This window comes from Rubneribacter badeniensis (assembly GCF_002899695.1).
Lineage (GTDB): Bacteria > Actinomycetota > Coriobacteriia > Coriobacteriales > Eggerthellaceae > Rubneribacter > Rubneribacter badeniensis.
Genome location: NZ_PPEL01000010.1, coordinates 30,483 through 54,089, shown reverse-complemented (window position 1 = coordinate 54,089; position 23,607 = coordinate 30,483). Strand labels below are relative to the sequence as shown.

Sequence of the window (23,607 nt, the reverse complement as noted above, 5' to 3'; positions counted from 1 at the left end):
TGGTACCGGGAGGGGAGGCTGAAGGCGTTCGACGAGGGAGGGCGCAAGGTGTACGATACGATAGCCGGCCGCAGGAGGCGGCTGGGGCTGGCCGCCTAGGCCGTCCGGAAAAACGTCCGCACCCCCGGAACTCGGAAAAAGCACGGCTCGCATTCTTCGATCAGGGGTTTCGCCGATCACGCCGAGGAGGCCGCACGCCCATGCGGGCGAAATCTCCGGATTCGAGGCCCCGACCGCCCGAAGGCGAACGCTCAAACAGCTCCTTCCCCGCCCCGATAAACACCCGGAAACCGCGCATTCGCCCCAGTCCCAGCTTTGAAACCTCCGCACAAACCACATCTTCGCTTCCGCAAAGCGAAGGCGAGCCTCGCAACGCGAGGAGGGACGGCGCCTTCGACGGCGGCGCACCGCACCCCGCCGTGCCGCAAAGACCCGGCGACAAGATCTGCGGCACCTCGTCCCGCCGTGCCACAAGGAGCGACAGCGGCTACATCCGCGGCACCGCGCCCCGCCGTGCCGCGTCGCCATCTGCGCGGGCAGACCGCGTCGGCAGCGTGGTATACTCTGACCTCGTTGTGAAACGCTGCATCGGGAGGCGGCGACGCCCGCCTTGCCCGAGCGCAGCTCGTCGGAAGGGACGAATGTGACCACCTTGGCGAAGAACCTCCCCGGCTTGGCCGTCTGCCTTGCCATCGCCGTGCCGTGTTGGATCGTCGGACAGCTGTTTCCCCTTGTCGGAGGGCCGGTGTTCGCCATTTTGGCGGGCATGGCCATCGCCGCGGTATGGAAGCAGCCCACGCGCCGCCGCACGCAACCCGGCATCGCGTTCACCGGCAAGAAAGTGCTCCAGGCAGCTGTCGTGCTGCTGGGCTTCGGATTGAACCTCGCGCAGATCGCCCAGGTGGGCTTGACGTCGCTGCCCATCATCTGCTCCACCATCGCCACGGCCCTCGTCACGGCCTACGTGCTGCACAAGCTGCTGCGCATGCCCACGGGCATATCGACGCTCGTGGGCGTGGGCTCGTCCATCTGCGGCGGCTCGGCCATCGCGGCCACCGCGCAGGTCATCAAGGCCAAGGACGAGGACGTGGCCCAGGCCATTTCGGTCATCTTCCTGTTCAACGTGCTGGCCGCGCTCGTCTTCCCCTCGCTCGGCGGGGCGCTCGGCATGTCCAACGACGGCTTCGGCCTGTTCGCCGGCACCGCGGTGAACGACACCTCGTCGGTGACGGCCGCCGCGGCGGCCTGGGACGGTATGCACCCGGGGTCGAACGCGCTCGACTACGCCACCATCGTGAAGCTCACGCGCACGCTCGCCATCATCCCCATCACGCTCGTGCTGGGCATCTGGATGGCACGGCAGGAGAGCCGCGATCCCCTCGCGTCGGAAGCTCGCGAGAACAGCGCGGCCAAACCTGCGGGCAAGCTGGGCAACTTCAGTTTGCGGCGCGCGCTTCCCCTGTTCATCGTGCTGTTTTTGGCGGCCTCTGTCATCACCACCGCCGCCGCGTCAGCCGGAGCCGATCCGGCGCTGTTCGAGCCGCTCAAGACGCTGTCGAAGTTCTTCATCGTCATGGCCATGGCAGCCATCGGCCTGAACACCGACGTCGTGCACCTCGTGAAGTCGGGCGGCAAGCCCATCCTCATGGGGTTCGCCTGCTGGGTTGCCATCACCGCCGTCAGCTTGGGAATGCAGCACGCGCTCGGACTGTGGTGAGGTCGCAGGAGATGTGGCGGCATCCCGCCCCGTTGTCACAGGAGATGTGACAACATCCCCGTCCCATTGTCACACCGTTGTCACATGATGAGGTCGTAGGGGATGTGACATTATCTCCGCCCCGTTGTCACATTGTCGCCGCATAGAAGAAGGCCCCGGCACTGCCGGGGCCTTCGCTTCCTCACAGCCCTTTCGAGTACTCGGCCCACCAGGCCAGCACCTGGTTGCGCAGCTCGTCGGGAGTGCCGTCGTTGTTGAACACCACGTCGGCCGCCTCGATGCGGTCCGCGTCGGTGATCTGCTGCGCGATACGGCGGCGCACGTCGGCCTCCTCCCAGCCCGCCTTCACCGCGCGCTCGATGCGCATGTCGAGCGGCGCGAGCACCGCCATGACCACGTCCGCGTCGTAGGCAAGCGACGTCTGCCGGTTCTTGAACACGGAATGCTCCACCACCACGGCCACATGCCCCTCGCTCTCAAGCTCGGCCACGCGATCGGTGAACGCCTCCTCGATGCGCGGAAGCGTGATGCGGTTGAGCTTGCGGGTCTCAGCCGGGTTCACGAACGCCTTGGCCGCAAGCGCGCTGCGGACGATCTCGCCGTCGGGACCCAGGATGTCCGCGCCGAACGTCTCGACCAGCTCCCCTTTCACCGTGTCCCACAAAAGCACGTCGTGCCCCACCTGGTCAAGATCGATATGGGGAAGGCCCTGGTCGACGAGCGCCTTGCGCGCGGTCGACTTGCCGGCGCCCATGCCGCCGATGATGAACAGCTTCTTCATGCTTGCTCTACCTCCTCGATCATGCCGCCCCCGAGCACGGTGTCGCCCTCGTACAGAACGGCATACTGGCCCGGTGCCGTCGTCGGCTGCGGCGTTCGCATCGCGATACGCACGCCTTGTCCGTTTTGCGGTTCTATGATACACGGTGTCGCGCGGCTTCGGTAGCGCAGTTTCGCCATCGCGGCGCGCGGACCGTCCAGCGTGGCGAACGCCTGCCAGTTCATGCGCCCCGTGCGCACCGCTTTCGCAAGCGCCTCCTCGGCGAACCCCACCACCAGCTCGTTGGAGTCCGCGCGCTTCTCCACCACGTAGTACGGCGCGGCGGCGGCGATGCCGATGCCCTTGCGCTGCCCCACCGTGTAGCCGGGCAGCCCCGCATGCCGCCCGAGCACCCTTCCCGAGCGATCCACGATGTCGCCCGGTTCGCCCGCCGCACCCCGTGCCCGCAAAAAATCGCGGTAGTCGCCCTCGATGAAGCAGACGTCCTGGCTCTCGGGCTTCTCGGCCACAGAGAGGCCCAGGTCGGCAGCCAAGACGCGCACCTCAGGCTTCGTCATGGCACCGAGCGGGAGCGTCAGGCGCGCAAGCTGCTCTTGCGAGAGCAGCGCGAGCATGTAGCTTTGATCCTTGCGCGCATCGAGAGCGGTCTTCACCACGAAGCGCCCGGTCTCCCGAAGCTGCGCGATGCGCGCGTAATGACCGGTGGCCACGCGCGCACAGCCCAGATCGTCCGCAACCGCCACGAGCGCCGGCAGCTTGCAGGCGGCGTTGCACCCGACGCAGGGGCTCGGCGTGAGGCCGCGCCCGTACGCGTCGACGAACGGCGCGACCACCTGGCGCTCGAACGCTCCCGTGCAGTCGCGCTCCACATGCGCGATGCCGAGCCGCCCGCATACGGCGGCGGCGTCGGAAGCGGCAGCGGCAGATGCCTCGTCGTCATGGAAGCGGCAGGTCACCCCCACCACCTCGTATCCGGCGCGCATGAGCAGCGCCGCCGACACCGCGCTGTCCACGCCACCGCTCATCCCGAGCGCGATGCGGCCTTCGCGCGCCATGGCCGCCCTCCTTTCAATTGGCTCCCGAACGAAAAAGCGGGGCCGACAGAGGTCGGCCCCGCTTCGCTCACCCTGCGCGAGAGGTTACTCCGCAGCCTGCTCCTCGGCAGGAGCGTCCTTCTTCTTGGCCGGCTTCTCCTCGGCCTGGATGGACTCGTCCACCTCGATCTCGAAGCCCAGCTCGGCCGCAGCGGCCTTCATGGACAGCGAGATGCGGCGACGATCGGGGTTGATCTCCATGACCTTCACCTTGACCTCCTGGCCGGCCTTCACGACCTGAGCCGGGGTGTCGATGTGGCGCATGGCCATCTCGGAGATGTGCACAAGACCCTCGATGGACTGGCCCAGCTCGATGAACGCGCCGAACGGCACGATCTTGGTCACCTTGCCGTCCACGATGGAGCCCACCGGATAGCTCTCGACGAGCTTGATCCACGGATCCTCCGTCGTCTGCTTGAGGCCGAGCGAGATGCGCTCGCGCTGCAGGTCGACGTCGAGCACCTCGACCTCCACCTCGTCGCCCACCTTGACGACCTCGGAGGGATGGTTGACGTGGTTCCACGACAGCTCGGAGATATGCACCAGGCCGTCGATACCGCCGAGGTCGACGAACGCGCCGAAGTCGACGATCGAGGAGACGGTGCCCTTGAGGCGCATGCCCTTCGACAGCTTCGCGAGGATCTCGGCGCGCTCGTTCTTGCGGCCCTCCTCGAGCAGCACGCGGCGGGACAGCACGACGTTGTTGCGGTTGCGATCCATCTCGATGACGCGGGCCTCGATCTCGGTGTTGAGGTACATGTCGAGATCCTTGACGCGACGAAGGTCCACCAACGACGCCGGCAGGAAGCCGCGCAGACCGATGTCGAGGATGAGGCCGCCCTTGACCACCTCGATGACCTCGCCGGTGACCACTTCGCCGGCCTTGAACTTCTCTTCGACGCGAATCCATGCACGCTCGTACTCGGCGCGCTTCTTGGACAGGATCAGACGACCGTCCTTGTCTTCCTTCTGGAGCACGAGAGCTTCGATCTTCTCGCCCAGCTCCACGATGTCGGACGGGTCGGCGTCCTTGCGGATGGACAGCTCGCGGGAGGGGATGACGCCCTCGCTCTTGAACCCGATGTCCACGAGCACCTCGTCGTGCTCGATCTTGACGACCGTGCCGTCGACCAGGTCGCCCTCGTCGAACTCGGTCAGCGTGCCGTCGATCATCGCGTTCATGTCAGCATCGGAGATGTCCTCGAAGTCGATGACAGACGTGTTCTTGATCTCGGTCAAAACGGACCCCTTTCAGTTCCTTCTCGTCGGGGACCCTTCGTCATGATTGATTGCTCGTACCATGTTCGCTTCGTGCAAGAAACTTGCCGTCCAGCAGTGCAACAAACATGTCTCGGGGGCCTACAATACCGTTCACTTGCAGGGCTCGCCCTACAAGCCGTATTAGTATAGCACAGCCGCCGCGAAGCGCATGACCCTTTTCGCCCCGCACGCGAGATTTTCTCTCAACGAAAGCAGAAGGGCCGCGAACGCGCCTGCGAATCGCCACTGCCGTCGCGCCGTCTTGCGGACGGCACTGTCGCCCCGAAGGCACGGTTTGCGGATGAAAACCGTGCCTTCGGGGCGACAGTGCGCGCGACGAGAGCGTAAGTGCGGCAGGGGCGTGGCAGGGGGACGGTGGAAGCCGTCGCCCTCCCTCCCTGCAAAGCAGAGCGCCCGCCGCCCTCTAAGAAGGCGGCGGGCGCTCGTCAAACACGAATCGCGCTTGCGACCTGAGCGACCTTAGCGCTCGTCCTCCTCCTCGTTTCCGATGTCGCGCGAGGCTTCCTTCTGCTGCGCGTTGAAGCGGTCGGCCCGCATCTGCTCGGCGAGCGTCGCCTCCAAGAACTCCTTCGGCTGGTTCACCACCACCTGCGGGAACGGAATGGAGATGTCGTACTCGTCGAAGATGAGCTTCATCTCGCGGCGCAGGTCGCGCTCAAGCTGCCCGCGGTTCTTCTCCAGGCACTGCGCGACGATGCGGATGTTCACGCTGTTGTCGGCCAGCGCCACGATGCCCTTGTAGAACGGGCCGTCCTCGATGGCGGGCAGGCGACGGCGAATGTTGGGGAACTCCTTCTCCAGGATGTTCTCCACGCGCTCGAGCGATTCACCGTACTCGATGCCCACCTCGCAGGTGGCGTACGACAGCTCCTTGGTCATGTTCACCACATCGCTCACCTCGCTGTTGCGCAGGATGATGATGTTGCCCGAGCCGTCGTTGATCTTCGTGGTGCGCACGCCGATCTCCACCACCGTGCCCGTGCGGCCGCCCACCTGGATGATGTCGCCCACGCGGAAGTCACCCTCGAAGATGATGAACAGACCGCTGATAAGGTCGCCCACGAGGTCCTTCGCGCCGAAGCTGATGGCGATGGACAGGATGCCCGCGGACGCCAGAAGCGTCGTCGTGTCGATGCCGATCACCATCAGGCAGTAGTACACCATGCCGATGATGGACACGTACTTGATGAAGCTGCTGAACAAACGGCACATCGTCTCGCCGCGCGCGCCGAACACGCTTGCCAGCAAGCGCAGCAGCTGCTGGACGAGCATGGTGATCACCATGACCACGCACGCGATCATGAGGCACGCCGTGATGGCGAACACGTTCAGACCGCGCTCCCAGTTGCCGCCCAGGATGTGGGCGAACACCGAATCGGGCGGGAACACCGCGTCCTTGAACAGCACCGCGACGCACACGGCCAGCGCGAAGATGGACACGAGCACCTTGATCACGGTGAGCACGCGCTGCTCGGCGGTCTTGTCGCCCCATCCGAGCGACCGGTAGATCCAGCGGCTCGCCGCCGACTCGGTCTTGGCGGTGCGCCCGTCGGGCATGGTCACGTCCACGACGCGCTTGCCCTCGCCGTCGCCGGACGCGCCCCCGACCGCGGCAGCGTCTGCCACGGCCCTGCCGCGCGGGCGCACTTCGAACGCCACGAGCAGAAACACGATGATCTGGCACACAAGCCCGCTCACGCCGGTGGCCACCGTGAGGGGAACGCGCTCGGTCATAAGCTCGCCCTCGGGCTGCGCCACGTAAACGTAGTAGTCGTCCGTCTCGAACGACGAGGCGTAGTAGGTCTTGCCGTCCACGGTCAGATAATCGCTGTAGCCGTTCTTCAGCTGCGCGTCGGTCATGCCGTAGCTCGTGGCCGCACGGCCCACCAGCTCGGCGTTCGGATGGTAGGCGAACGTGCCGGCCGTCTTGTCCACTGCGAAGGCGAAGCCCTCCGCGCCGATCTTCACGCCGTCGAGGATGCTGTCGATCTGCACGCTCTCAAGCAGCGTGGCAAGGCGCTGCGGGCGGATGCCCAGCTGCACGAAGCCGTCGGCGTTGCCCTGCGCGTCATGCAGCGTCACGCCGATGTACTGGCGCAGATCGCCCGACACCTCGTCGGGCTGCGGCTCCTGGATCACAAAGTCCACGCCCTGCAGCAGCTTGCGGAACTCGTAGCTCTGCTCGGCCGGATCCTCGCTCAGCACGAAGTTCGTGTAGGAGGAGTTCGTGGACTCCAGCACGCCCTCGCCGTCGAACACGTAGAGGTACTGCACCTGCAGCACGTCGGCCAACTCTTGGAGCTTGTCCTTGTCCTTGAGCTCGGCGTTGCGGTCAAGCACATAGGAGGCCACCTCGGCCTTGCTCAGGTAGCGCTCGTTGTACTGCTCCGTCAGCGCGGCCGCCTGCTCGTTGGTGCGCGCCATGCCCTCCTCGATGGTCGCCGCCCGCTCCTGCGCGTTCATGGACACGGTGGATAGCGAGAACAGCGTCTGCATGTAGAACGTGGCCACGAGCACGGCCAGAAAGCCCACGAACGACAGCACGATGGCCTTTCGGCCCACCGGCTTGTTGAAGCGCACCGGGCCGAGGTTCGCGTAGTCCTCGGGATTGTGGCCGCGTTTCTCGTCCTCGCGCATGACGAACAGGCCGTAGAGGATGACCACGGCCAGCACCGAGAAGAACACGAACAGGATCACGCCCACGGTGAGGTTGCGCGAGGAGGCCAGCTCGCTTTCGGGAACGACGCTCAGATAATACGTGTCGTCGATCTTCGACACGCCGCAGTACAGGCTCTCGCCGTTCACCGTCATCCACGAGAAGGCGCCGTCCTCGAGGTCGGCCACGTCGATGCCCAGATCGAGCGCGTCGGCGCCCACGAGGGCCTCGTCGGGATGATAGGCCACGAGGTAGTCGCGCGAGGACACGGCGAACACGTAGCCGCCCTGGCCCACGCTCACGTTGCCGAGCACGCTGTCGAGCGAGCCCGTCTCCTCCACGAGCTGGTACAGCTCGGCGGGATCCTGCTCGATCACCACCATGAGGCTATCATCGATGCGGGCGGCGTAGTAGCGCAGACGGGTCGCGCCGTCGTCGAACTCCACCTCCACCGCCTCGGAAGGCTCGCCCGTGTCGAACACGGTGCGCAGCTGGTTGTAGCGCTCGTAAGAGAAATCGGCGCGCGTGTCCTGGGCGCGGGCCACCACGGCGCCGCCGCGATCGACCACCATCACGTTGCCCACGCCGAGCAGATCCCGGTACTCGGCCATCTTGGCGTCGGTGGCCGCGAAACCCACGTTGTTGTTCGCCATGAAGGCCACGCTTTCGGCCTTGGACTGATACACCGCATCGAACGTCTCGGTGTTCTGCGCCGTCTCCTCGTCAGCCGCCGCAAGCAGGCCGGGGAGGCTCTCCATCTCGTAGCGGATGTCGGAGGTGCAGTCGTCGACGGACAGCTTGTCCTGCATCGACGAGAGGATGACGCCCATCAAGACGACGCTCGCCACGGCGAACGCGGCGAGGACGACCGCCTTGATCTTGAATGCACGGGACATGGACGGCCTCCTTCCTAGTTCCACTTGTCGATCATGCCGGCGATGGTGCCGTCGTCGAGCATCGCCTGGATCGCGTCGGCCACCGGTTGGCTGAGCGCCGAGCCCTTCTGCGTGGCCACACCGTACTCCTGCTCGGATATGCTGAAATCGAGCAGGGAGCGATCCTCGTTCATGTACGTTTGGGCGATGGCACCGTCCATGCAGGCGGCGTCGATGCGGCCCTCCTCAAGCGCGAGCGAAAGCTCCTCGTACGAGGGCATCTGCACGAGCCTGAAGGTGTCGAACTGGTTGTCGTCGCCCAAGTCCATGATGTCGTCGGCGCCCGAGGTGAAGCCCAAGTCGGTCAGCTTGAGCACCAGCTGCGGCGCGGTGTTCGACCCGGACATGGCGCCGAACGTGCATTCTGCCAGCTCGACGATGTCGGTGATGCGCGTGCTGTTCTCCACCATGATCACGGCGTCGTCGGTGTAGTAGGCCGGGGAGAAGTCGAAGTTCTCCAAGCGCGTGTCGGAGATGGAATAGCACGCCGCGAGGCAGTCCACCTCGCCGTTCATCAGCATCTCCTTGCGCGTGTCGGGCGTCACCGTGACGAACTCCACGTCCGCATAGCCCATGCGCCGCGCCATCTCCTCGGCGATGTCGATCTCCAGACCGTAGTACTTGCCCGTCCGCTCGTTCAGGTATCCGAAGTTCACGATATCGCTGCGCACGCCGACGCGCAGCGTGCCGCCCTCCTGCTGGCTATCGGTGGCAGTGCAGCCGGACAGACCGGCCAGCCCCACCGCCGCTGCGATGAACGCAACGAGCAGGGCGATTGCCGCGAACGCGCGCGAGGCGGCGAGCGCCCGCGCCCTCTCATTCCTCACAGGGCTCCTCCTATCCAAAACGTTGTCCCCATCGTGTGACGCAGGGCGACCGCCCTGCTGCAAAATAATTAGTATGACGAAAGAATCATCTATGGGAAGTCACGATGGAATGGTTCAACCGTTTCTTGAATGGGATCAAGAACAGAGCAGGTCGCAAACGGGGAATTCGAGGGAGGGGGGGGGGCGAAGCAAAGGGAGTGCGACGGGAAAGGGCGAAGAGCGCCGCGCCCCTCGCCCGTTGCGCCCGCACGTTTCTCGCAAGCCGCACACCCTGGCGGGCGCGAAGCTCCGGGAAGGGAGGCAAAGGAAAGCCTCATACGCCGAGTGGAAGCCCCTACCCTCGTTTTCGTGCGCGGTCGATTTCTTGCGAACCGCGCACGCCTTCGCGAACGCACGGAAAGAATCGAATGGAAGCGCCCATTTGGCCGCCCGCGGAGCAAGGCGGGCACCGGCCATGCGCAAGCAGCCGGATGAAAGCTCGGCAAGGAGTCCTCGAACGCGAAGAGACACCGCGCCGCATGCGTCCTCACCTCGCCCTTCGCGGGCCACGCGCTCCTGCACGCGCAAAGAGGGAGCCCTCGAACGACGCGCAACCACGGAAAGGAGCCAGGGAGCCTCGTCCAAGAGGCCGCATCCGAAACGATCAGGCGCTATGGCACGAGCCGCAATCCTTTTCGACATGCGCCTCGCCGCGGCTTTGGCACTGCGCGCAAACGCCCTCGAAGACAATCTCGCAGCGTTCGATGGAGAAACCGTGCGCATCGGTCACCTGCGACGCCATGTCCACCTGCGGCATCTCGATATCGAACACGCCGCCGCACGTGCGACAGAGGGCATGGCAATGGGGGGTCGTGCGGAAGTCGTAGCGGTCCGCGCCGTTCGGCACCTCGACGCGGGTCACCTCTCCGCGGCTCGCCAGCACGCCGAGATTCCGATACACCGTCGCGCGCGATATGCTCGGATGATGCTCGCGCACCGCCTCGTACACATCGGCCGAAGTGGGATGGTCGCGCAACGTCCTCACCGCCTCGAGGACGAGCGCTCGCTGGATGGTGTTGCGCGTTGTCGCGCGATCATGCTTGTCCGCAGTCGTCGTAACCATAATGACCCCGTCACGTGCGTTGCTAGCCAGAGGATACATTAAATAGGATTATATATCATTAGCAAAAAGAGGACGCACACGACGCTCTCGAGCATGCCTTCTGCGGCGAACGTCCACAAATCCACCCGAACGCTCCCTGCAAGCGCGGATCGCGATCGAAGCGCGCCCCGATCGCGATCCGCAGCGCAACGCACCTTGCGCAGAGCACACGGCAAGGCGGCTACACGGCAGCCGGCCCCGTCTCGCCCGTGCGGACGCGCACGACGCCCTCCACCGGGGAGACGAATATCTTGCCGTCTCCCACCTCGCCGGTGCGGGCCGTGTCGGCAATGAGCGCCACCAGGCCGTCCACCTCCCCGTCGTCCACCACGAGCTCGAATTTCACCTTGGGAATCATGTTCAGCAGCACTTCAGTTCCCCGGTAGAACTCCTTCCAGCCGTGCTGGTTGCCGCACCCCTGCACCTGGGAGACGGTCATGCCCGACACCCGCGCAGCGAACAGCGCCTCCTTGACCGGCTCAAGCTTCTCGGGCCGCACAATGGCCGTGATCCTCTTCATATTCGCACCTTTCTAGTCAAGCCCCACATAAGCCGGATACGCGCTCTCGCCATGCGCCGCCACGTCGAGCCCCTGGGCCTCCTCCTGATCGCTCACGCGCAAACTGCCCTTGAACGCCGCCTTCACAACGAAGGCGAGCACGATGTCGGCGACGCCCACGAACGCGACGGTGACCAGAATCCCCACGGCCTGGCTTGCCAGAAGCGAAGGGTCGCCCGTGTAGAAGAGCCCGCCCGCATCGGTCCATGAAAGCTCCGGCACACAGAACAGGCCGGTCAGAAGACCGCCCGTCACGCCGCCGACAGCGTGGCAGCCGAACGCGTCGAGCGCGTCGTCGTAGCCGAGCCGCCTCTTGAGCGCCGAAATCGAAAGATAGCACACCGGTGACACGACCAGCCCCATGACCACTGCCGCCCACGGCTCCACGAACCCGGCAGCCGGCGTGATGGCGACAAGCCCCGCCACCAGCCCGGTCGCCGCGCCCACGAGCGTGGGCTTCCCCGCGCGCACGCGCTCCACGAGCATCCACGACGCGAGCCCCGCGCCGGACGCCACCGCGGTGTTGACGAGCGCGAGGGCGGCCACCCCGTCTGCAGCGAACGCCGAGCCCGCGTTGAACCCGAACCATCCGAACCACAGAATGGCCGCGCCCAACGCCACGAACGGCACGTTGTGGGGACGGTAGCTCATCACGCCGAAACCCTTCCGCCTGCCCGCAAGCAAGCACAGCACGAGGCCCGTGAGGCCGGACGAGATGTGCACGACGTCGCCTCCCGCGAAGTCGAGCGCGCCGATCACATCGCCTATCAGGCTTCCCTCGCCTCCCCACACCATGTGCGCGAGCGGCGGGTACACGAGCACGGTCCACGCCGCCAGAAACGCGCACACCGCGCCGAACTTCACGCGCCCGGCCACCGCGCCCGTGACGATGGCCGTCGTGATCATGCAGAACGCCATCTGAAACGCCACGTCCACGATTCCGGGGTACGTCGCGTCGACGGTTTCGCCCGCAGCCTCGCCGAATATTCCCTGCGCGCTGCCGAGGAGCCCGAGCTGGTCGAACCCGCCGAAGAAGGGGCTCGAGCCGTCCCCTCCGTACGCGAACGACCATCCGCACACCGTCCACGTGACGCCCACGATGCCGATGGACGCGAACACCATGGCCATCGTGTTGACCACGTTCTTGCGCCGGCTCAAGCCTCCGTAGAAAAACGCCAGCCCTGGCGTCATCACGAAGACGAGCGCCGCGCACACCAGCATGAAGCCCGTCGTGCCTGTATCGAACATGCCTTCTGCCTCCTTCTCTCGCAGTGCTTCCGTGACGGATTCGATCATGCCAGCATTCGAGGCGATGCGGTGCGCGATGCGCCGGAATTAACGCGCTTGGAAAACGCTCGCAACGAACTGGAAACGCACGCGTTACAATACGGAAACACGCAGCCAAACACGACGGGAAGGCAGCATCATGACGACCGCATTCACCCCGGTGGAAACCCCCGACGACCGCGCGCGCCTCGCCGCGCTCGCCGACGAGATCTGGCACGAGTACTGGCCCGCCCTCATCGGAGAAGCCCAGACCGACTACATGGTCGAGCGGTTCCAAAGCCTCGCGGCCATCGAACGGGATATGGCCGAACACGCCTACGAGTACTGGTTTCTGCAAGCCGAAGACGACGGGCGCATCGTCGGCTACACAGGCGGCCACGTCGAGGTGCAGACGAACCGCTTCTTCATATCGAAGATCTACCTGCTGGCCGAAGAGCGCGGTCGCGGTTTCGCCAAGGAGACTGTCCGCTTCTACGAGGGCCTGTGCCGCGAGCGCAACCTCGAAGCGATGTACCTCACCGTGAACAAAGGCAACGAACTGGGCATCCGAGCTTACCTGGGCACCGGATTCCGCACGATCGACGCCGTGGAGACCGACATCGGCAACGGATTTATCATGGACGACTACATCATGGAGAAGCGGATCGAGCCGTTGGCGCCGTAGGCCCCTTCGCCACCGCACGGAAATCCCCCGTCTGCCGTGCGCGCCCGCCGAAAACCGCGAAAACCGCCGCCGTTGCAGAGCGATTTCAATTCGCAAACTGCTATGCCTTTCTCCGCGACCAGGAGAAAGGCCGCTGCAACGGAAACGCGCCAACCAATTGAGCGGTTCAGCTGCGCCCAAAACCCTCCACAGCGGTGATTCTCGTTCCCTCGAAAACGCAAACGCGCACGTCCCGAACAAAAAAGAGGGTATCTCCAACCTGAGGTTTAATCACCTGAGTCAGCCGAAACGCACTCGGTGAGCGGTGTATGATCGACACGTCCGCTCAACGGTCGAGAAAGGTGCAGTCACATGGGAAAGTTCGTGATCAAGTCCACGGATGCCGGATGCCACTTCGTGCTGAAGGCCGACAACGGCGAGATCATCGCCACATCGCAGGTGTACAAGTCGAAAGACTCGTGCAAAAAGGGCATTGAAAGCGTGAAGAAGAACGCCCCCGATGCCGAGGTCGTGGAAGAGGATTAGCCTCTTTCACATACGAGGCCGAAATTGAAGCAGCCCCCTTTCATCGCAGATGAGAGGGGGCTTTTCACAGGCATCTCGACCGATATGGATTCCGATGCGCACCTGCGGGCCAAAAAGCCCCAAGGGGGTTCGCCAAAGCAACCGAACCACTTCAGCACTACGGCAGAGAACATTGCCGTGCGGCAACGGATGGGAAACGCCTACCGCATTTGCCCAGCCCCAACCGCACCCTCCGCGAAACCGAGGCTAGAACCACATGAGGAACAGGTGCGTGAACACGAACGCCAGCAAACCGCAGCCGGGGAAGGTGAGCACCCAGGTGAGCACCATGCGACCGGCAAGACCCCACTTCACGTTGCGGATGCTCTTCTCGGCGCCGACGCCCATGATGGCGGTGGTCTTGGTGTGCGTGGTGGACACGGGCATGCCGGTGAACGTGGCGAGTCCGATGCAGAAGCACGCCGACAAGCACGCGGCGAAACCCTGGTACTGCTCCATCTTCACCATGTTCATGCCCACCGATTTGATGATCTTCTTGCCTCCCAACGCAGTGCCAAGCGACATGACCGCCGACACAAGCAAGATGAGCCAAAATGGAAACGTCACGTTGCCGTCCACCGTGCCCGACATGGCGATCATGATGCCGAGCATGCACAGGGACAAAAACTTCTGCCCGTCCTGCGCTCCATGCAGCACGGCGACGCCCGCACCCGAGATGATCTGCGCCCACTTGAAAAACGCGTTGGCGCGCGAACGCTGCGCACGCCAACAGAACACGCGGATGAGACGCGTGAACAGCCATCCCGTTCCGAATCCCAGAAAGGTGGAGACAACCAGGCCGTAGAGCACCTTCATCCACTCGGCGCCGTTCACGCCGGCAAGACCGCCCTGCAGCGCGATGGCCGCACCCGTGATGCCTGCGATGAGCGAATGGCTTTGCGATGTGGGGATGCCGAAGTACCATGCGACAACCCCCCACATGATGATGGCCACCATGGCCGCGGCAAGCGCCACGAGCGCCGCATGGTTGTTGCCGCCGAAGTCGACCATTTTGAAGATGGTGAGCGCCACGGCAGACGACACCATCGTGATGCCCGCCAGGCCCACGAAGTTGCACACCGCCGCCATGGCGATGGCGGGGCCGGGGCGCATGGCCTTCGTGCCCACCACCGTCGCGATGGCGTTCGGGGCATCGGTGGCGCCGTTGACGATAGTGGCGCCCAACGTCAGCACCACGATGACCGCGAGCACGGGATCGCTGACGAAGGCCGTCGCGAACGCCGCAAGATCGTATCCCACTCCCGTCCCCTTTCGGACTTCAAGAATAAAACGCTCGGAGCAATGATAGAGACATGCTGTCAGAACTTTGTAAAGTGAAGATCAAGTTCATGTAAAATCCGAGGTGAGAAGCGCAAAACGCGGAGGCGATGCCTCGGACGGCATCGTCCGCAAGCGCTTTCGCCGCGCCCCTCCCTCAGCCGCCCAGCCGCGCCAACCGCTTCTCGACAGAAGAGGCGATGCCTTCCGCGTCGAGGCCCAGATCGCGCAGAAGAAGATCGACCTTTCCCTGCGGCACGTACCGATCTTGGATGCCCAAGTTGAGCGTCGGCGCGCACAGACCCTGGCGAGCCATCTCGCCCAGCACGCCCTCGCCCGCTCCACCGGCCACGACGCCGCCCTCCACGGTGACCACGAGCTTGGTCTGGGCGGCGCGTGCGATCTCCTCAGCGTCGAGCGGCTTCACCCAGCGCATGTCCACGACACGCGCGTCGATACCGCGCTGCGCCAAGATGTCGGCGGCCCCGAGTGCGCGGGACACCATGCGCCCGAACGCGAGCACGGCCACGTCGCCGCCGTCGCGCACGACGCGCGCGCGGCCCTCTTCAAGCACTTCGGGCTCGTCGGGCACGGGCGCGCCCTCAGCCGCCCCGCGCGGATAGCGGATGGCGAACGGCCCGCCCAAGGCGAGGGCCGTGTGCAGCGCATGCACAAGCTCGGCCTCGTCCGAGGGAGCGAGCACGCGCATATGGGGAATCATACGCATATAGGCGATGTCGAACATGCCGTGGTGGGTGGGGCCGTCCTCGCCGACGACGCCGGCGCGGTCGATGGCGAACACCACGTCGAGGTTCGGCAGCGCGCTGTCGATGACGATCTGGTCGATGGCGCGCTGCAGAAACGTCGAATAGATGGCCACGACCGGCTTCTTACCGCCAAACGCAAGCCCGCTGGCCAGGCCCACCGCATGCTCCTCGGCGATGCCCGCATCGACGAAGCGGTCGGGGAACTCCTCGAAGAACGCATCGAGCCCGGTGCCCCCGCGCATGGCCGCCGTGATGGCCACGATGCGCTCGTCGCGACGCGCCTCGGCCACAAGCGCCTTGCCGAACACGCTCGTGTACGTCGGTGCGGACGCGGGCTTCTTCTTCACCTCGCCGGTGGCGATGTGAAACGGCGCGATGCCGTGGAACTTCTCCGGATCGGCCACCGCGGGCGCGTATCCGGCGCCCTTGCGCGTGACCACGTGGATGAGCACGGGGCCGTCCGTGTCGAGCACGGCCGCAAGCGTCTCCCTGAGAAGCCCGATGTCGTGCCCGTCGATGGGCGCGGTGCAGAGGATGCCCAGCTGCTCGAAGATCATCGAGCGCGGGATGATGAACTGCTTGAGCGATTCTTTCATGTTGCGGCCGAAGTTGGCAAGCGCGGTGCCGAAGGGGCCGCTCTTCTCCATCTTCTCCTGCACGAAGTCGCGCGTCTCGCGGTACTGCGTGGAGGCGCGCATGTAGCCGAGGTGCTTCATAAGCGCCCCGACGTTGCGCGAGATGGACATCTCGTTGTCGTTGAGGATGATGACCATGGGGGTCTGCGTCTGGCCCATGTGGTTGAGCGCCTCGAACGCCATGCCGCCGGACAGCGCCGCATCGCCGATGACGGCCACGATCTTCTCGTCGCCGCCGGACAGCTCGCGCGCCTGCGCCAAGCCGAGCGCCACGGACAGCGAGTCGGACGCGTGGCCGGACGGGTGCACGTCGTAGGGGCTCTCGTCGGGCTTCGTGAACCCGGACAGGCCGCCGTAGGAGCGCAGGGTCTTGAACTCGTCGAGGCGCCCGGTGACCAGCTTGTGCGCGTACGCCTGGTGCCCCACGTCGAACACGAGCTTGTCGTGAGGGCAGTCGAGCATGCTATGCGCGGCGAGGATGATCTCCACCGCGCCCAGCGACGAGGCCACGTGCCCGCCCGTTTCAGATGCCACCGTGATGATCTCCTCGCGGATCTCTTGGGCGAGGATCGATAGCTCCTCGTTCGTGAGCACCTTGAGGTCTGCCGGAGACGACACCATGTCGAGAATGCGTTCGTTCATGCTCGCGCCTTTCAGGATCGGGCCGGATCTGGCCCGTCGGAAGCCGGATCGGCAGCGTCGCCGGCAGCCTGAACGCCGTCCGCGACGGCGTCGCCGGGCGCGCCTGCGCCCGCGTCGGCGCTTGCGCGCTCGGCCTCCTGCCGCGCCTCGATGCCCTCCTCGAGCAGGTCGCTCGCACGCAGGCCGAGCGCCACGGCCTCCTCGTACAGGGCGAGCGCGTCGTCAAGCGGAAGGTCGTCGTCGCCCACGGCATCGACGATCTCGTCAAGCCGGGACTTCACCGCCTCGAAGCTGTCGTACCCCTCAAGCGCCATGGGTAGACCCTCCCTCCGACGGCTCGCCCGCCAAAGCGGACACGCTCTCGTCAGTCGCGAAGAGGGCGGGGGAAGGAGCCCCCTCTTCCAGGCGCCTCGCGATGCGACCGAGCACGCCGTTCACGAACCGCGGCGAGTCGTCCGCGCCGCCGAAGTCCTTCGCCAGCTCCACGGCCTCGTTGATGGCGACCGACGTGGGCACGTCCTCCACGTACATCATCTCGTAGGTGGCCAGACGCAGGATGGAGCGGTCGACGATGGGCATGCGCACGAGCGACCAGTTCTCCGACGTGGCCGACAGGTGGCCGTCGATGGCGCAGCGATGCGCCTCCACGCCTCGAACGAGCGCAAGCGCGTACTCCGGCAGCGGCCCGTCTTCAGCCAGACGGGTCGGGCCCTCGGCGATGGCCGCAGGGGACTCCTCCGTTATCTCGCTTGTGTACAGCACCTGAAGCGCCTCACGACGGGCGCGCGTTCGTTCGTGTCGTTTTGCAGCCATGGATGTCTTTCTGTTCTTTGCGATCTCGCGGTGGTCTAGCGGGCGAACTGGATGCCGTCGACGTACACGTCCACGGCGCCGACCGACGCGCCCACCTGGCTGGCCACCGCATCGGCGACGGCTTTGCGCACGTTGGCGGCGAGGTCGGGCAACGCATAGCCGTAGTACACGTCGACGCGCACCGACACATGCAGTTTCTCTTCCTCATCGAGCGTGACGTCGATGCCCTGCGTGGCGGGCTTGCTCGCGAACACCGAGCGCAAACCGCTCGCGGAGGAGGGCCCCACCGAGGCCACGCCCTCCACCTCGCCCACGGCGATGGATACGATCGTTTCGACGACTCCCGGCGCAAGCGCCATGCCTTCAACGTTCAAATCGGTCATAGCACGTCTCCCATCTGGGTCTCGATGAAGTCCGTCGTCGCATCTCCCGCGCAGAACACGGCGTTGTCCAGCACGCGGCGATGGAACGGGATGGTGGTCTGGATGCCCTCGATCGTAAACTCGTCGAGCGCGCGGCGCCCGCGCGCAAGCGCCTCGGCGCGATCCTGACCGTGCACGATGAGCTTCGCCACGAGCGAATCGTAGTACGGCGAGATGCGCGAGCCGGTGCGCACGTAGCTCTCCACGCGCACGCCGGGGCCCGCCGGAGGCTCGAAACGCGTGATGGTGCCGGGGCACGGACGGAACCCGTGCGCCGGATCCTCCGCGTTGATGCGGAACTCGACGGCGTGGCCCGCCGGCGAGAACGGCGCGCGGGCGGCGCAGCTCATGGGCTCGCCGGCGGCGATGCGCAACTGCTCCTTGATGATGTCGGTGCCGGTGATCTCCTCGGTGACGGGATGCTCCACCTGCACGCGCGTGTTCATCTCCATGAAGTAGAAGTGGCCGCGCTCGTCGAGCAGAAATTCGATGGTGCCGGCGTTGCGGTAATCCACGGCGCGCACCGCCTTGATGGCCGCCACGCCCATCGCACGACGCAATTCGTCGTCGAGCGCCGGCGAGGGAGCCTCCTCGATGAGCTTCTGGTGGCGGCGCTGCACCGAGCAGTCGCGCTCGCAGAGCGCAATGTGGTTGCCGAAGTCGTCGGCCAGCACCTGCACCTCCACATGGCGCGGACGCAGCACGAGCTTCTCCAGGTACACGCCGTCGTTGCCGAACGCCGCGCCGGCCTCGGTGCGGGCCGCTTGGTACTGCGCCTCCAGTTCGGAGGGGTCGTGCACCTCGCGCATGCCCTTGCCGCCGCCGCCAGCCGTGGCCTTGATGAGCACGGGGTAGCCCACGCTGTCGGCGAACGCCTTGGCCTCGGCAGCCGTATCGATGCAGCCGTCCGAACCGGGCACCGTGGGAACGCCGCAGCCCTTCATCGTCTCGCGCGCGGACGACTTGTCGCCCATGCGCTCGATGCACTCTGCAGAGGGACCGATGAACACGAGGTCGTTGTCGGCGCATGCGCGCGCGAAGTCGGCGTTCTCGGCGAGAAAGCCGTAGCCGGGATGGATGGCCTCGGCGCCGGTATTCTTCGCCGCCGCGATGATGTTGGACATCACGAGGTAGCTCTTGTTCGCCTGCGCAGGGCCGATGCACACGGCCTCGTCGGCGTAGCGCACCGGATAGGTGTCGGCGTCCTCCGTGGAGTACACCGCCACCGTCTTCACGCCCAGCTCCTTGGCCGCGCGCATGACGCGCAGCGCCACCTCGCCGCGGTTGGCTATGAGTATCTTGTTGAACATCATGCCGTCTCCGCAGCAGGATCGGCCGCACCGTGCGGCTCGATGTAGAACAGCACCGTGCCGAACTCCACCGGCGTGGCGTCCTCGAGGCACACCTCGCGCACCGTGCCCATCTCCTCGGCCGTGATCTCGTTCATGAGCTTCATGGCCTCGACGATGCACAGCGTCTGCTTGGCGGCAACCTCGTCTCCCACCTTGACGAACGGCGGCTCGCCGGGCGCGGGGGACGTGTAGAACGTGCCCACCATGGGCGCGGTCACGGCATACCAGTTCGAGGGGCGCTCCACGCCGTCGCCAGCCGAAGCCGCAGCGGGAGCCGCGGCGGCAGGGGCCGGGGCCACGGCGGCCACCGGAGCCGCCGCTGCGGCAGCGGCGGCCGCGACCGCCTCGGCGCCCGCGATGCCCGGCATGCGCACGGCGATGCGTGTGCCCTCCTCCTCCACTACGATCTCGCCGACGCCGCTCTCCTCGGCAACGCGAACCAGCTCGCGAATCTGATTGATGTCCACGTAATCGTCCTCCTTGGTGTGGCTCGACTCCTGCTCCATGAGGAAGTCGACCTTCTCCGATGTGCGGTGCTTGCTCAGATACGTGCGCGCCTCGTTCGGGAACAAGGCGTACATGAGCACGTCCTCCTCGCTCTTCGCGAGGTCGCCGATCTCCTCTTCAACCTGGGCGTACGTGGTGGTGACGAGCGAGCCGGGCGCCACGTCGGGCGGCAACATCTCGGAGTTGCCCACCACCTTCGCCACGATGTCCTTGTCCATGCGCCCCGGCGCCTTGCCATAGTAGCCGCAGATGTAGTCCTTCATCTCCTTGGACACCACGCCCCAGCGCTTGCCGGTCAGCACGTTGAACACGGCCTGCGTGCCCACGATCTGCGACATCGGCGTGACGAGCGGCGGATAGCCCACCTCGGCGCGAACCTTCGGGATCTCCTTCATCACCTCGGGCAGACGGTCGCTCGCGTTTTGCACCTCGAGCTGCGAGAGCAGATTCGACATCATGCCGCCCGGCACCTGATGGGAGTACACCTGCATATGGATAAGGGACGACACGCCGCGCTTGTAGTGCCCGCGCTTGCGCACCTCTTCCCAATACTCGGCGATTTCGAACAGGAGATCGAGATCGAGGCCCGTGTCGTAGCGGCTCTCCTGCAAAGCGGCCACGATCATCTCGACCGCGGGATGCGAGTTGCCGAAAGCCAGCGGCGCATGGGCCGTGTCGGCGATGGCCGCGCCGGCCTCGGCAGCCTTGAGGATGTTGGCGGGCGCCATGCCGCCGACGTAGTGGCAGTGAATATGCAGCGGCAAGCCGATCTCGGCGTTGAACGCTTTCACCATGCGCTCGGTGCGGTAGGGCGTGAGCATGCCGGCCATGTCCTTGATGCAGATGGAGTCCGCACCGAGGTCCTTGAGCTTCTGGCCGTAGTCCAGGTAGCTGTCCAGCGTGTGCACCGGCGACATCGTGTAGGAGATGGCCCCCTCGAAATGCCCGCCGCACTCGTTGATGGCCTCCGCGTTGTCCACGACGTTGCGGATGTCGTTGAGCGCGTCGAACACGCGGAACACGTGGATGCCGTTGCGCTTGGCAGCCTTGATGAAGCGGTGGCAGATCTCGCGCGAGTAATGCTTGTAGCCTACCAGGTTCTGCCCACGGGAGAGCATGGCGAGCGGCGTGTTCGGCGTCTGAGCCTTGATGGATCGAAGCCGCTCCCACGGGTTCTCATCGAGGAAGCGCATGCACGTGTCGAACGTCGCGCCGCCCCACGCCTCGATGGCCCAGTATCCGACGCGGTCCATTTTCGGCAAGATCGGCAGCATATCGCCGATCGGCATGCGCGTGGCCCACAGGCTTTGCTGGCCGTCACGGATGGTGGTATCCATGATCTGAAGCCTTGGCATGAACTCACACCCCCTTCGGTTTGCAGTTAGTCAAAGATCGAAACACAAATTATAGAGTAAGGGGGAGCCGTGCGGACGCCCTCCGGAAAAAATCACCGGTAAGGAACAGAATAACGGAGCCGGAAGGCTCCATGCGCGAGGGCTCGCGACAGCGGGCCGCGGCAAAGGGGGCTTCGGGAGCGCCCCGCGAAGTCGCGCCCCAGAGGCCCCACCGACAGCCTCCCGCAGACAGATACCCCGACAGGCACCCCGGCGAGAATCGCGGAAGCGGGCGCAACGCCAAGACACCCCGAAAGCGCGGACTTTTTCGCTCAGCGATTCGCTCAATGAAATTCCCTTTTTGTAATCAATGGATTACAACGAAGTGTATCAACGCGGTTACGCTTACCGTATGGGACAGGCGAAGAAAAAGCACAAGACTATCAAAGATCCGCTCGGGCGGCGCCTTGTGGATGAGTTCGCCCAGAACCTGCGCGCCGCGCGCACGAGCCAGCACCTCACCCAAGACCGGTTGGGCTACATGCTGAACACCAGGTACTCGCGGATCAGCGATTTCGAGCGCTCGAAGGCCGACCCGCGGCTGTCGCATATCGCCGAGCTCGCACGGGCGCTCGACATCAGCCCCGGAGAGCTCGTCGACCTGTGCGCGTTCCACCCGAGGGACTATCCCCTCCCGCCCGACGGTCACGCACGCCCCTGAGCGTGGAAAAAGCGTGACAAAAGGACGGAGATACTGTCACATGAAACCGCGCATGGCTGGCGAAAACGCAGCCGCCGAAGGACCTTGGTCGTAGCGATGTGACGCGAACCGACCCTCGCCCCGTTCAAACGCGGGCGTATGAAGGGATGGCCGGCATCCCTCCCCAACAGCCGGCCATCCCCTTCTTCTCTCACGGAGCATGGTGCGAGCCCTGCTCGCGGACTCCGAATCCAGCCTGCTTCAGCGAAGCGACCTTCGCCTCAACGAAAAGCGGCGCCCTTTGGGACGCCGCCCGCTCCTCAGCGATTCCGATAGCGCGTCACACGCGCTTGATGAAGCGACCGTCGCGCGTGTCGATCTGCAAGACGTCGCCGATTTCGACGAACGTGGGAACCTGCAACTCGACGCCCGTCTCAAGGGTCGCGGGCTTGGTGGTGTTGGTGGCCGTGTCGCCCTTGAAGCCCGGCTCGGTGTGCGCGACCTCGAGCTCCACGAACATCTGCGGCTCGATGCTGATGAGCTCTTCGCCGGCGTACAGAAGCGTGGCCTCGTCGTTCTCCTTGAGCCACTTCGCCGCGTCGCCCACCATCTCGGCCGAGATGGCCAACTGCTCGAAGGTGTCGTTGTCCATGAAGTTGAAGTCGGCGCCGTCGTTGTAGAGGTACTGCATCTTCTTCGTCTCAAGGCGCACGGTGTCGAACTTCGTGCCGGAGTTGAAGGTGTAGTCCACCACGCGGCCCGTCTTGATGTCCTTGAGCTTCGTGCGGACGAACGCGCCGCCCTTGCCAGGCTTGACGTGCTGGAATTCGACGATGGTGCACAGCTTGCCGTTGTACTCGATGCACATGCCGTTCTTGAAATCGGCGGTAGAGATGGCCATTGCTTCGCTTTCCTTTCGCATTCGCCCACGCCGTCTGCGGCGCGGCGCAAGATTTCAAACCCGTTTATTATACCCGCTTGCGCCCCGCGCCGCCATAGCGCCGCGAAAATCCTAGTAGTTCTCGGCGCGCAGCTCGAAGTGCTCGCGGCCGTGCGCGCACACCGGGCACACCTCGGGCGCCTCCTTGCCGATGTGGATGTGGCCGCAGTTGTTGCACTTCCACACGCACACGTCGCCGCGCTTGAACACCTCGCCGGCGTTGATGCGCTCGATCAGCTTGCGGTAGCGCTCCTCATGCTCCTTCTCCACCGCGCCCACGCCGTCGAACAGCTCGGCCAGAGTGTCGAAGCCCTCTTCGCGCGCCGTCTTGGCGAACTCGGCGTACATCTCGGCCCACTCCTCGTTCTCGCACGCAGCCGCGTCGGCGAGGTTCGTCAGCGTGTCGGGGATGCCGCCGTCGTGCAGCGCCTTGAACCACAGCTTGGCGTGCTCCTTCTCGTTCTTCGCCGTCTCCAGGAAGATGTTCTGGATCTGCACGTAGCCGTCCTTCTTGGCTTGGCTGGCGTAGTACTGGTACTTCGTGTGCGCCTGCGATTCACCCGCAAATGCATACATCAGGTTCTTCTCGGTCTGGCTGCCCTTCAATTCCATGATCGCCCCTTCTTTCGATATTTCCCGTCTTGACGCCTCTCGTCTTGCGGGGCCGTTTCGCCCCGAACCCAGTATAGCCGCCTGCGCGCGCCGCGAAAA

Annotated in this window: 21 protein-coding genes; 4 read left to right on the top strand and 17 right to left on the bottom strand. The window is 65.1% G+C overall.

The features are described from left to right. Positions 1-643: 643 nt before the first annotated feature. The gene (locus C2L80_RS03595) at positions 644-1,717 is read left to right on the top strand and encodes a YeiH family protein (protein WP_103262664.1); all 1,074 of its coding nucleotides are present in this window, start codon (positions 644-646) and stop codon (positions 1,715-1,717) included. Between the two features lie 181 nt (positions 1,718-1,898). Here C2L80_RS03595 and coaE read toward each other — a convergent pair whose 3' ends face one another. The 8 genes from coaE to C2L80_RS03555 all read right to left on the bottom strand — a co-directional run bounded on the left by coaE (position 1,899) and on the right by C2L80_RS03555 (position 12,239). Beyond that, the gene (gene coaE / locus C2L80_RS03590; RefSeq protein ID WP_103262663.1) at positions 1,899-2,498 is read right to left on the bottom strand and encodes a dephospho-CoA kinase; all 600 of its coding nucleotides are present in this window, start codon (positions 2,496-2,498) and stop codon (positions 1,899-1,901) included. Continuing rightward, on the bottom strand, positions 2,495-3,553 hold the full coding sequence (gene mnmA, locus C2L80_RS03585) for a tRNA 2-thiouridine(34) synthase MnmA (protein ID WP_103262662.1): 1,059 nt from the start codon (positions 3,551-3,553) through the stop codon (positions 2,495-2,497). Before mnmA ends, coaE begins: the two co-directional genes overlap by 4 nt. 84 nt (positions 3,554-3,637) lie before the next feature. Then, positions 3,638-4,831 carry a 30S ribosomal protein S1 gene (gene rpsA, locus C2L80_RS03580; protein WP_103262661.1) on the bottom strand — a complete coding sequence of 398 codons (1,194 nt, stop codon included), beginning with the start codon at positions 4,829-4,831 and terminating at the stop codon, positions 3,638-3,640. A gap of 501 nt (positions 4,832-5,332) precedes the next feature. Next, complete coding sequence (locus C2L80_RS03575; protein WP_103262660.1) at positions 5,333-8,425, bottom strand: mechanosensitive ion channel domain-containing protein; 3,093 nt, start codon at positions 8,423-8,425, stop codon at positions 5,333-5,335. 14 nt (positions 8,426-8,439) lie between these two features. Beyond that, on the bottom strand, positions 8,440-9,291 hold the full coding sequence (locus C2L80_RS03570) for a transporter substrate-binding domain-containing protein (protein WP_103262659.1): 852 nt from the start codon (positions 9,289-9,291) through the stop codon (positions 8,440-8,442). 643 nt (positions 9,292-9,934) lie between these two features. Beyond that, the gene (locus C2L80_RS03565; RefSeq protein ID WP_103262658.1) at positions 9,935-10,393 is read right to left on the bottom strand and encodes a Fur family transcriptional regulator; all 459 of its coding nucleotides are present in this window, start codon (positions 10,391-10,393) and stop codon (positions 9,935-9,937) included. A gap of 220 nt (positions 10,394-10,613) precedes the next feature. Further along, positions 10,614-10,952 (bottom strand): P-II family nitrogen regulator, encoded by a 339-nt coding sequence (locus C2L80_RS03560; protein ID WP_087195990.1) that lies wholly within the window; start codon positions 10,950-10,952, stop codon positions 10,614-10,616. A gap of 12 nt (positions 10,953-10,964) precedes the next feature. Next, a complete protein-coding gene (locus tag C2L80_RS03555; protein WP_103262657.1) occupies positions 10,965-12,239 on the bottom strand; it encodes an ammonium transporter in 1,275 nt (424 codons plus the stop codon). A 178-nt stretch (positions 12,240-12,417) separates the two neighbouring features. Here C2L80_RS03555 and C2L80_RS03550 point away from each other — a divergent pair, with 178 nt between their 5' ends. Both C2L80_RS03550 and C2L80_RS03545 read left to right on the top strand, forming a co-directional pair. Further along, a complete protein-coding gene (locus tag C2L80_RS03550) occupies positions 12,418-12,942 on the top strand; it encodes a GNAT family N-acetyltransferase (RefSeq protein WP_087195988.1) in 525 nt (174 codons plus the stop codon). 351 nt (positions 12,943-13,293) lie between these two features. Continuing rightward, complete coding sequence (locus C2L80_RS03545; protein WP_087195987.1) at positions 13,294-13,467, top strand: YegP family protein; 174 nt, start codon at positions 13,294-13,296, stop codon at positions 13,465-13,467. 246 nt (positions 13,468-13,713) lie between these two features. Here C2L80_RS03545 and C2L80_RS03540 read toward each other — a convergent pair whose 3' ends face one another. The 7 genes from C2L80_RS03540 to accB form a co-directional block, all read right to left on the bottom strand. Further along, positions 13,714-14,766: an inorganic phosphate transporter gene (locus C2L80_RS03540; protein ID WP_087195986.1), complete on the bottom strand. Its 1,053-nt coding sequence runs from the start codon at positions 14,764-14,766 to the stop codon at positions 13,714-13,716. A 175-nt stretch (positions 14,767-14,941) separates the two neighbouring features. Next, a complete protein-coding gene (gene dxs / locus C2L80_RS03535) occupies positions 14,942-16,828 on the bottom strand; it encodes a 1-deoxy-D-xylulose-5-phosphate synthase (RefSeq protein ID WP_087195985.1) in 1,887 nt (628 codons plus the stop codon). A gap of 11 nt (positions 16,829-16,839) precedes the next feature. Further along, positions 16,840-17,142, bottom strand: coding sequence for an exodeoxyribonuclease VII small subunit (xseB, locus tag C2L80_RS03530; RefSeq protein WP_087195984.1), 303 nt, complete (start codon positions 17,140-17,142; stop codon positions 16,840-16,842). Further along, positions 17,132-17,641 (bottom strand): transcription antitermination factor NusB, encoded by a 510-nt coding sequence (gene nusB / locus C2L80_RS03525; RefSeq protein ID WP_103262656.1) that lies wholly within the window; start codon positions 17,639-17,641, stop codon positions 17,132-17,134. The genes xseB and nusB overlap by 11 nt, the downstream gene beginning before the upstream one ends. Before the next feature lie 35 nt (positions 17,642-17,676). After that, positions 17,677-18,024: an Asp23/Gls24 family envelope stress response protein gene (locus tag C2L80_RS03520; RefSeq protein ID WP_087195982.1), complete on the bottom strand. Its 348-nt coding sequence runs from the start codon at positions 18,022-18,024 to the stop codon at positions 17,677-17,679. Then, a complete protein-coding gene (accC, locus tag C2L80_RS03515; protein WP_087195981.1) occupies positions 18,021-19,373 on the bottom strand; it encodes an acetyl-CoA carboxylase biotin carboxylase subunit in 1,353 nt (450 codons plus the stop codon). The genes C2L80_RS03520 and accC overlap by 4 nt, the downstream gene beginning before the upstream one ends. After that, the gene (gene accB / locus C2L80_RS03510) at positions 19,373-21,277 is read right to left on the bottom strand and encodes an acetyl-CoA carboxylase biotin carboxyl carrier protein (protein ID WP_087195980.1); all 1,905 of its coding nucleotides are present in this window, start codon (positions 21,275-21,277) and stop codon (positions 19,373-19,375) included. The genes accC and accB overlap by 1 nt, the downstream gene beginning before the upstream one ends. A gap of 391 nt (positions 21,278-21,668) precedes the next feature. Here accB and C2L80_RS03505 point away from each other — a divergent pair, with 391 nt between their 5' ends. Then, complete coding sequence (locus C2L80_RS03505; RefSeq protein WP_169998978.1) at positions 21,669-21,977, top strand: helix-turn-helix domain-containing protein; 309 nt, start codon at positions 21,669-21,671, stop codon at positions 21,975-21,977. Between the two features lie 319 nt (positions 21,978-22,296). On the opposite strand, the gene efp is transcribed toward C2L80_RS03505, so the two are convergent. Both efp and rbr read right to left on the bottom strand, forming a co-directional pair. Next, the gene (gene efp / locus C2L80_RS03500) at positions 22,297-22,857 is read right to left on the bottom strand and encodes an elongation factor P (protein ID WP_087194465.1); all 561 of its coding nucleotides are present in this window, start codon (positions 22,855-22,857) and stop codon (positions 22,297-22,299) included. Between the two features lie 111 nt (positions 22,858-22,968). Next, positions 22,969-23,508: a rubrerythrin gene (gene rbr / locus C2L80_RS03495; protein ID WP_103262655.1), complete on the bottom strand. Its 540-nt coding sequence runs from the start codon at positions 23,506-23,508 to the stop codon at positions 22,969-22,971. Between the last annotated feature and the right edge of the window lie 99 nt (positions 23,509-23,607).

What these genes read in the sequence shown, in the direction of transcription:
- coaE (WP_103262663.1), bottom strand. Translation starts at nt 2,498, where the DNA reads ATGAAGAAGCTGTTCATCATCGGCGGCATGGGCGCCGGCAAGTCGACC.
- mnmA (WP_103262662.1), bottom strand. Translation starts at nt 3,553, where the DNA reads ATGGCGCGCGAAGGCCGCATCGCGCTCGGGATGAGCGGTGGCGTGGAC.
- C2L80_RS03575 (WP_103262660.1), bottom strand. Translation starts at nt 8,425, where the DNA reads ATGTCCCGTGCATTCAAGATCAAGGCGGTCGTCCTCGCCGCGTTCGCC.
- C2L80_RS03565 (WP_103262658.1), bottom strand. Translation starts at nt 10,393, where the DNA reads ATGGTTACGACGACTGCGGACAAGCATGATCGCGCGACAACGCGCAAC.
- C2L80_RS03560 (WP_087195990.1), bottom strand. Translation starts at nt 10,952, where the DNA reads ATGAAGAGGATCACGGCCATTGTGCGGCCCGAGAAGCTTGAGCCGGTC.
- C2L80_RS03555 (WP_103262657.1), bottom strand. Translation starts at nt 12,239, where the DNA reads ATGTTCGATACAGGCACGACGGGCTTCATGCTGGTGTGCGCGGCGCTC.
- C2L80_RS03550 (WP_087195988.1), top strand. Translation starts at nt 12,418, where the DNA reads ATGACGACCGCATTCACCCCGGTGGAAACCCCCGACGACCGCGCGCGC.
- C2L80_RS03545 (WP_087195987.1), top strand. Translation starts at nt 13,294, where the DNA reads ATGGGAAAGTTCGTGATCAAGTCCACGGATGCCGGATGCCACTTCGTG.
- dxs (WP_087195985.1), bottom strand. Translation starts at nt 16,828, where the DNA reads ATGAACGAACGCATTCTCGACATGGTGTCGTCTCCGGCAGACCTCAAG.
- xseB (WP_087195984.1), bottom strand. Translation starts at nt 17,142, where the DNA reads ATGGCGCTTGAGGGGTACGACAGCTTCGAGGCGGTGAAGTCCCGGCTT.
- nusB (WP_103262656.1), bottom strand. Translation starts at nt 17,641, where the DNA reads ATGGCTGCAAAACGACACGAACGAACGCGCGCCCGTCGTGAGGCGCTT.
- C2L80_RS03520 (WP_087195982.1), bottom strand. Translation starts at nt 18,024, where the DNA reads ATGACCGATTTGAACGTTGAAGGCATGGCGCTTGCGCCGGGAGTCGTC.
- accC (WP_087195981.1), bottom strand. Translation starts at nt 19,373, where the DNA reads ATGTTCAACAAGATACTCATAGCCAACCGCGGCGAGGTGGCGCTGCGC.
- accB (WP_087195980.1), bottom strand. Translation starts at nt 21,277, where the DNA reads ATGCCAAGGCTTCAGATCATGGATACCACCATCCGTGACGGCCAGCAA.
- C2L80_RS03505 (WP_169998978.1), top strand. Translation starts at nt 21,669, where the DNA reads ATGGGACAGGCGAAGAAAAAGCACAAGACTATCAAAGATCCGCTCGGG.
- efp (WP_087194465.1), bottom strand. Translation starts at nt 22,857, where the DNA reads ATGGCCATCTCTACCGCCGATTTCAAGAACGGCATGTGCATCGAGTAC.
- rbr (WP_103262655.1), bottom strand. Translation starts at nt 23,508, where the DNA reads ATGGAATTGAAGGGCAGCCAGACCGAGAAGAACCTGATGTATGCATTT.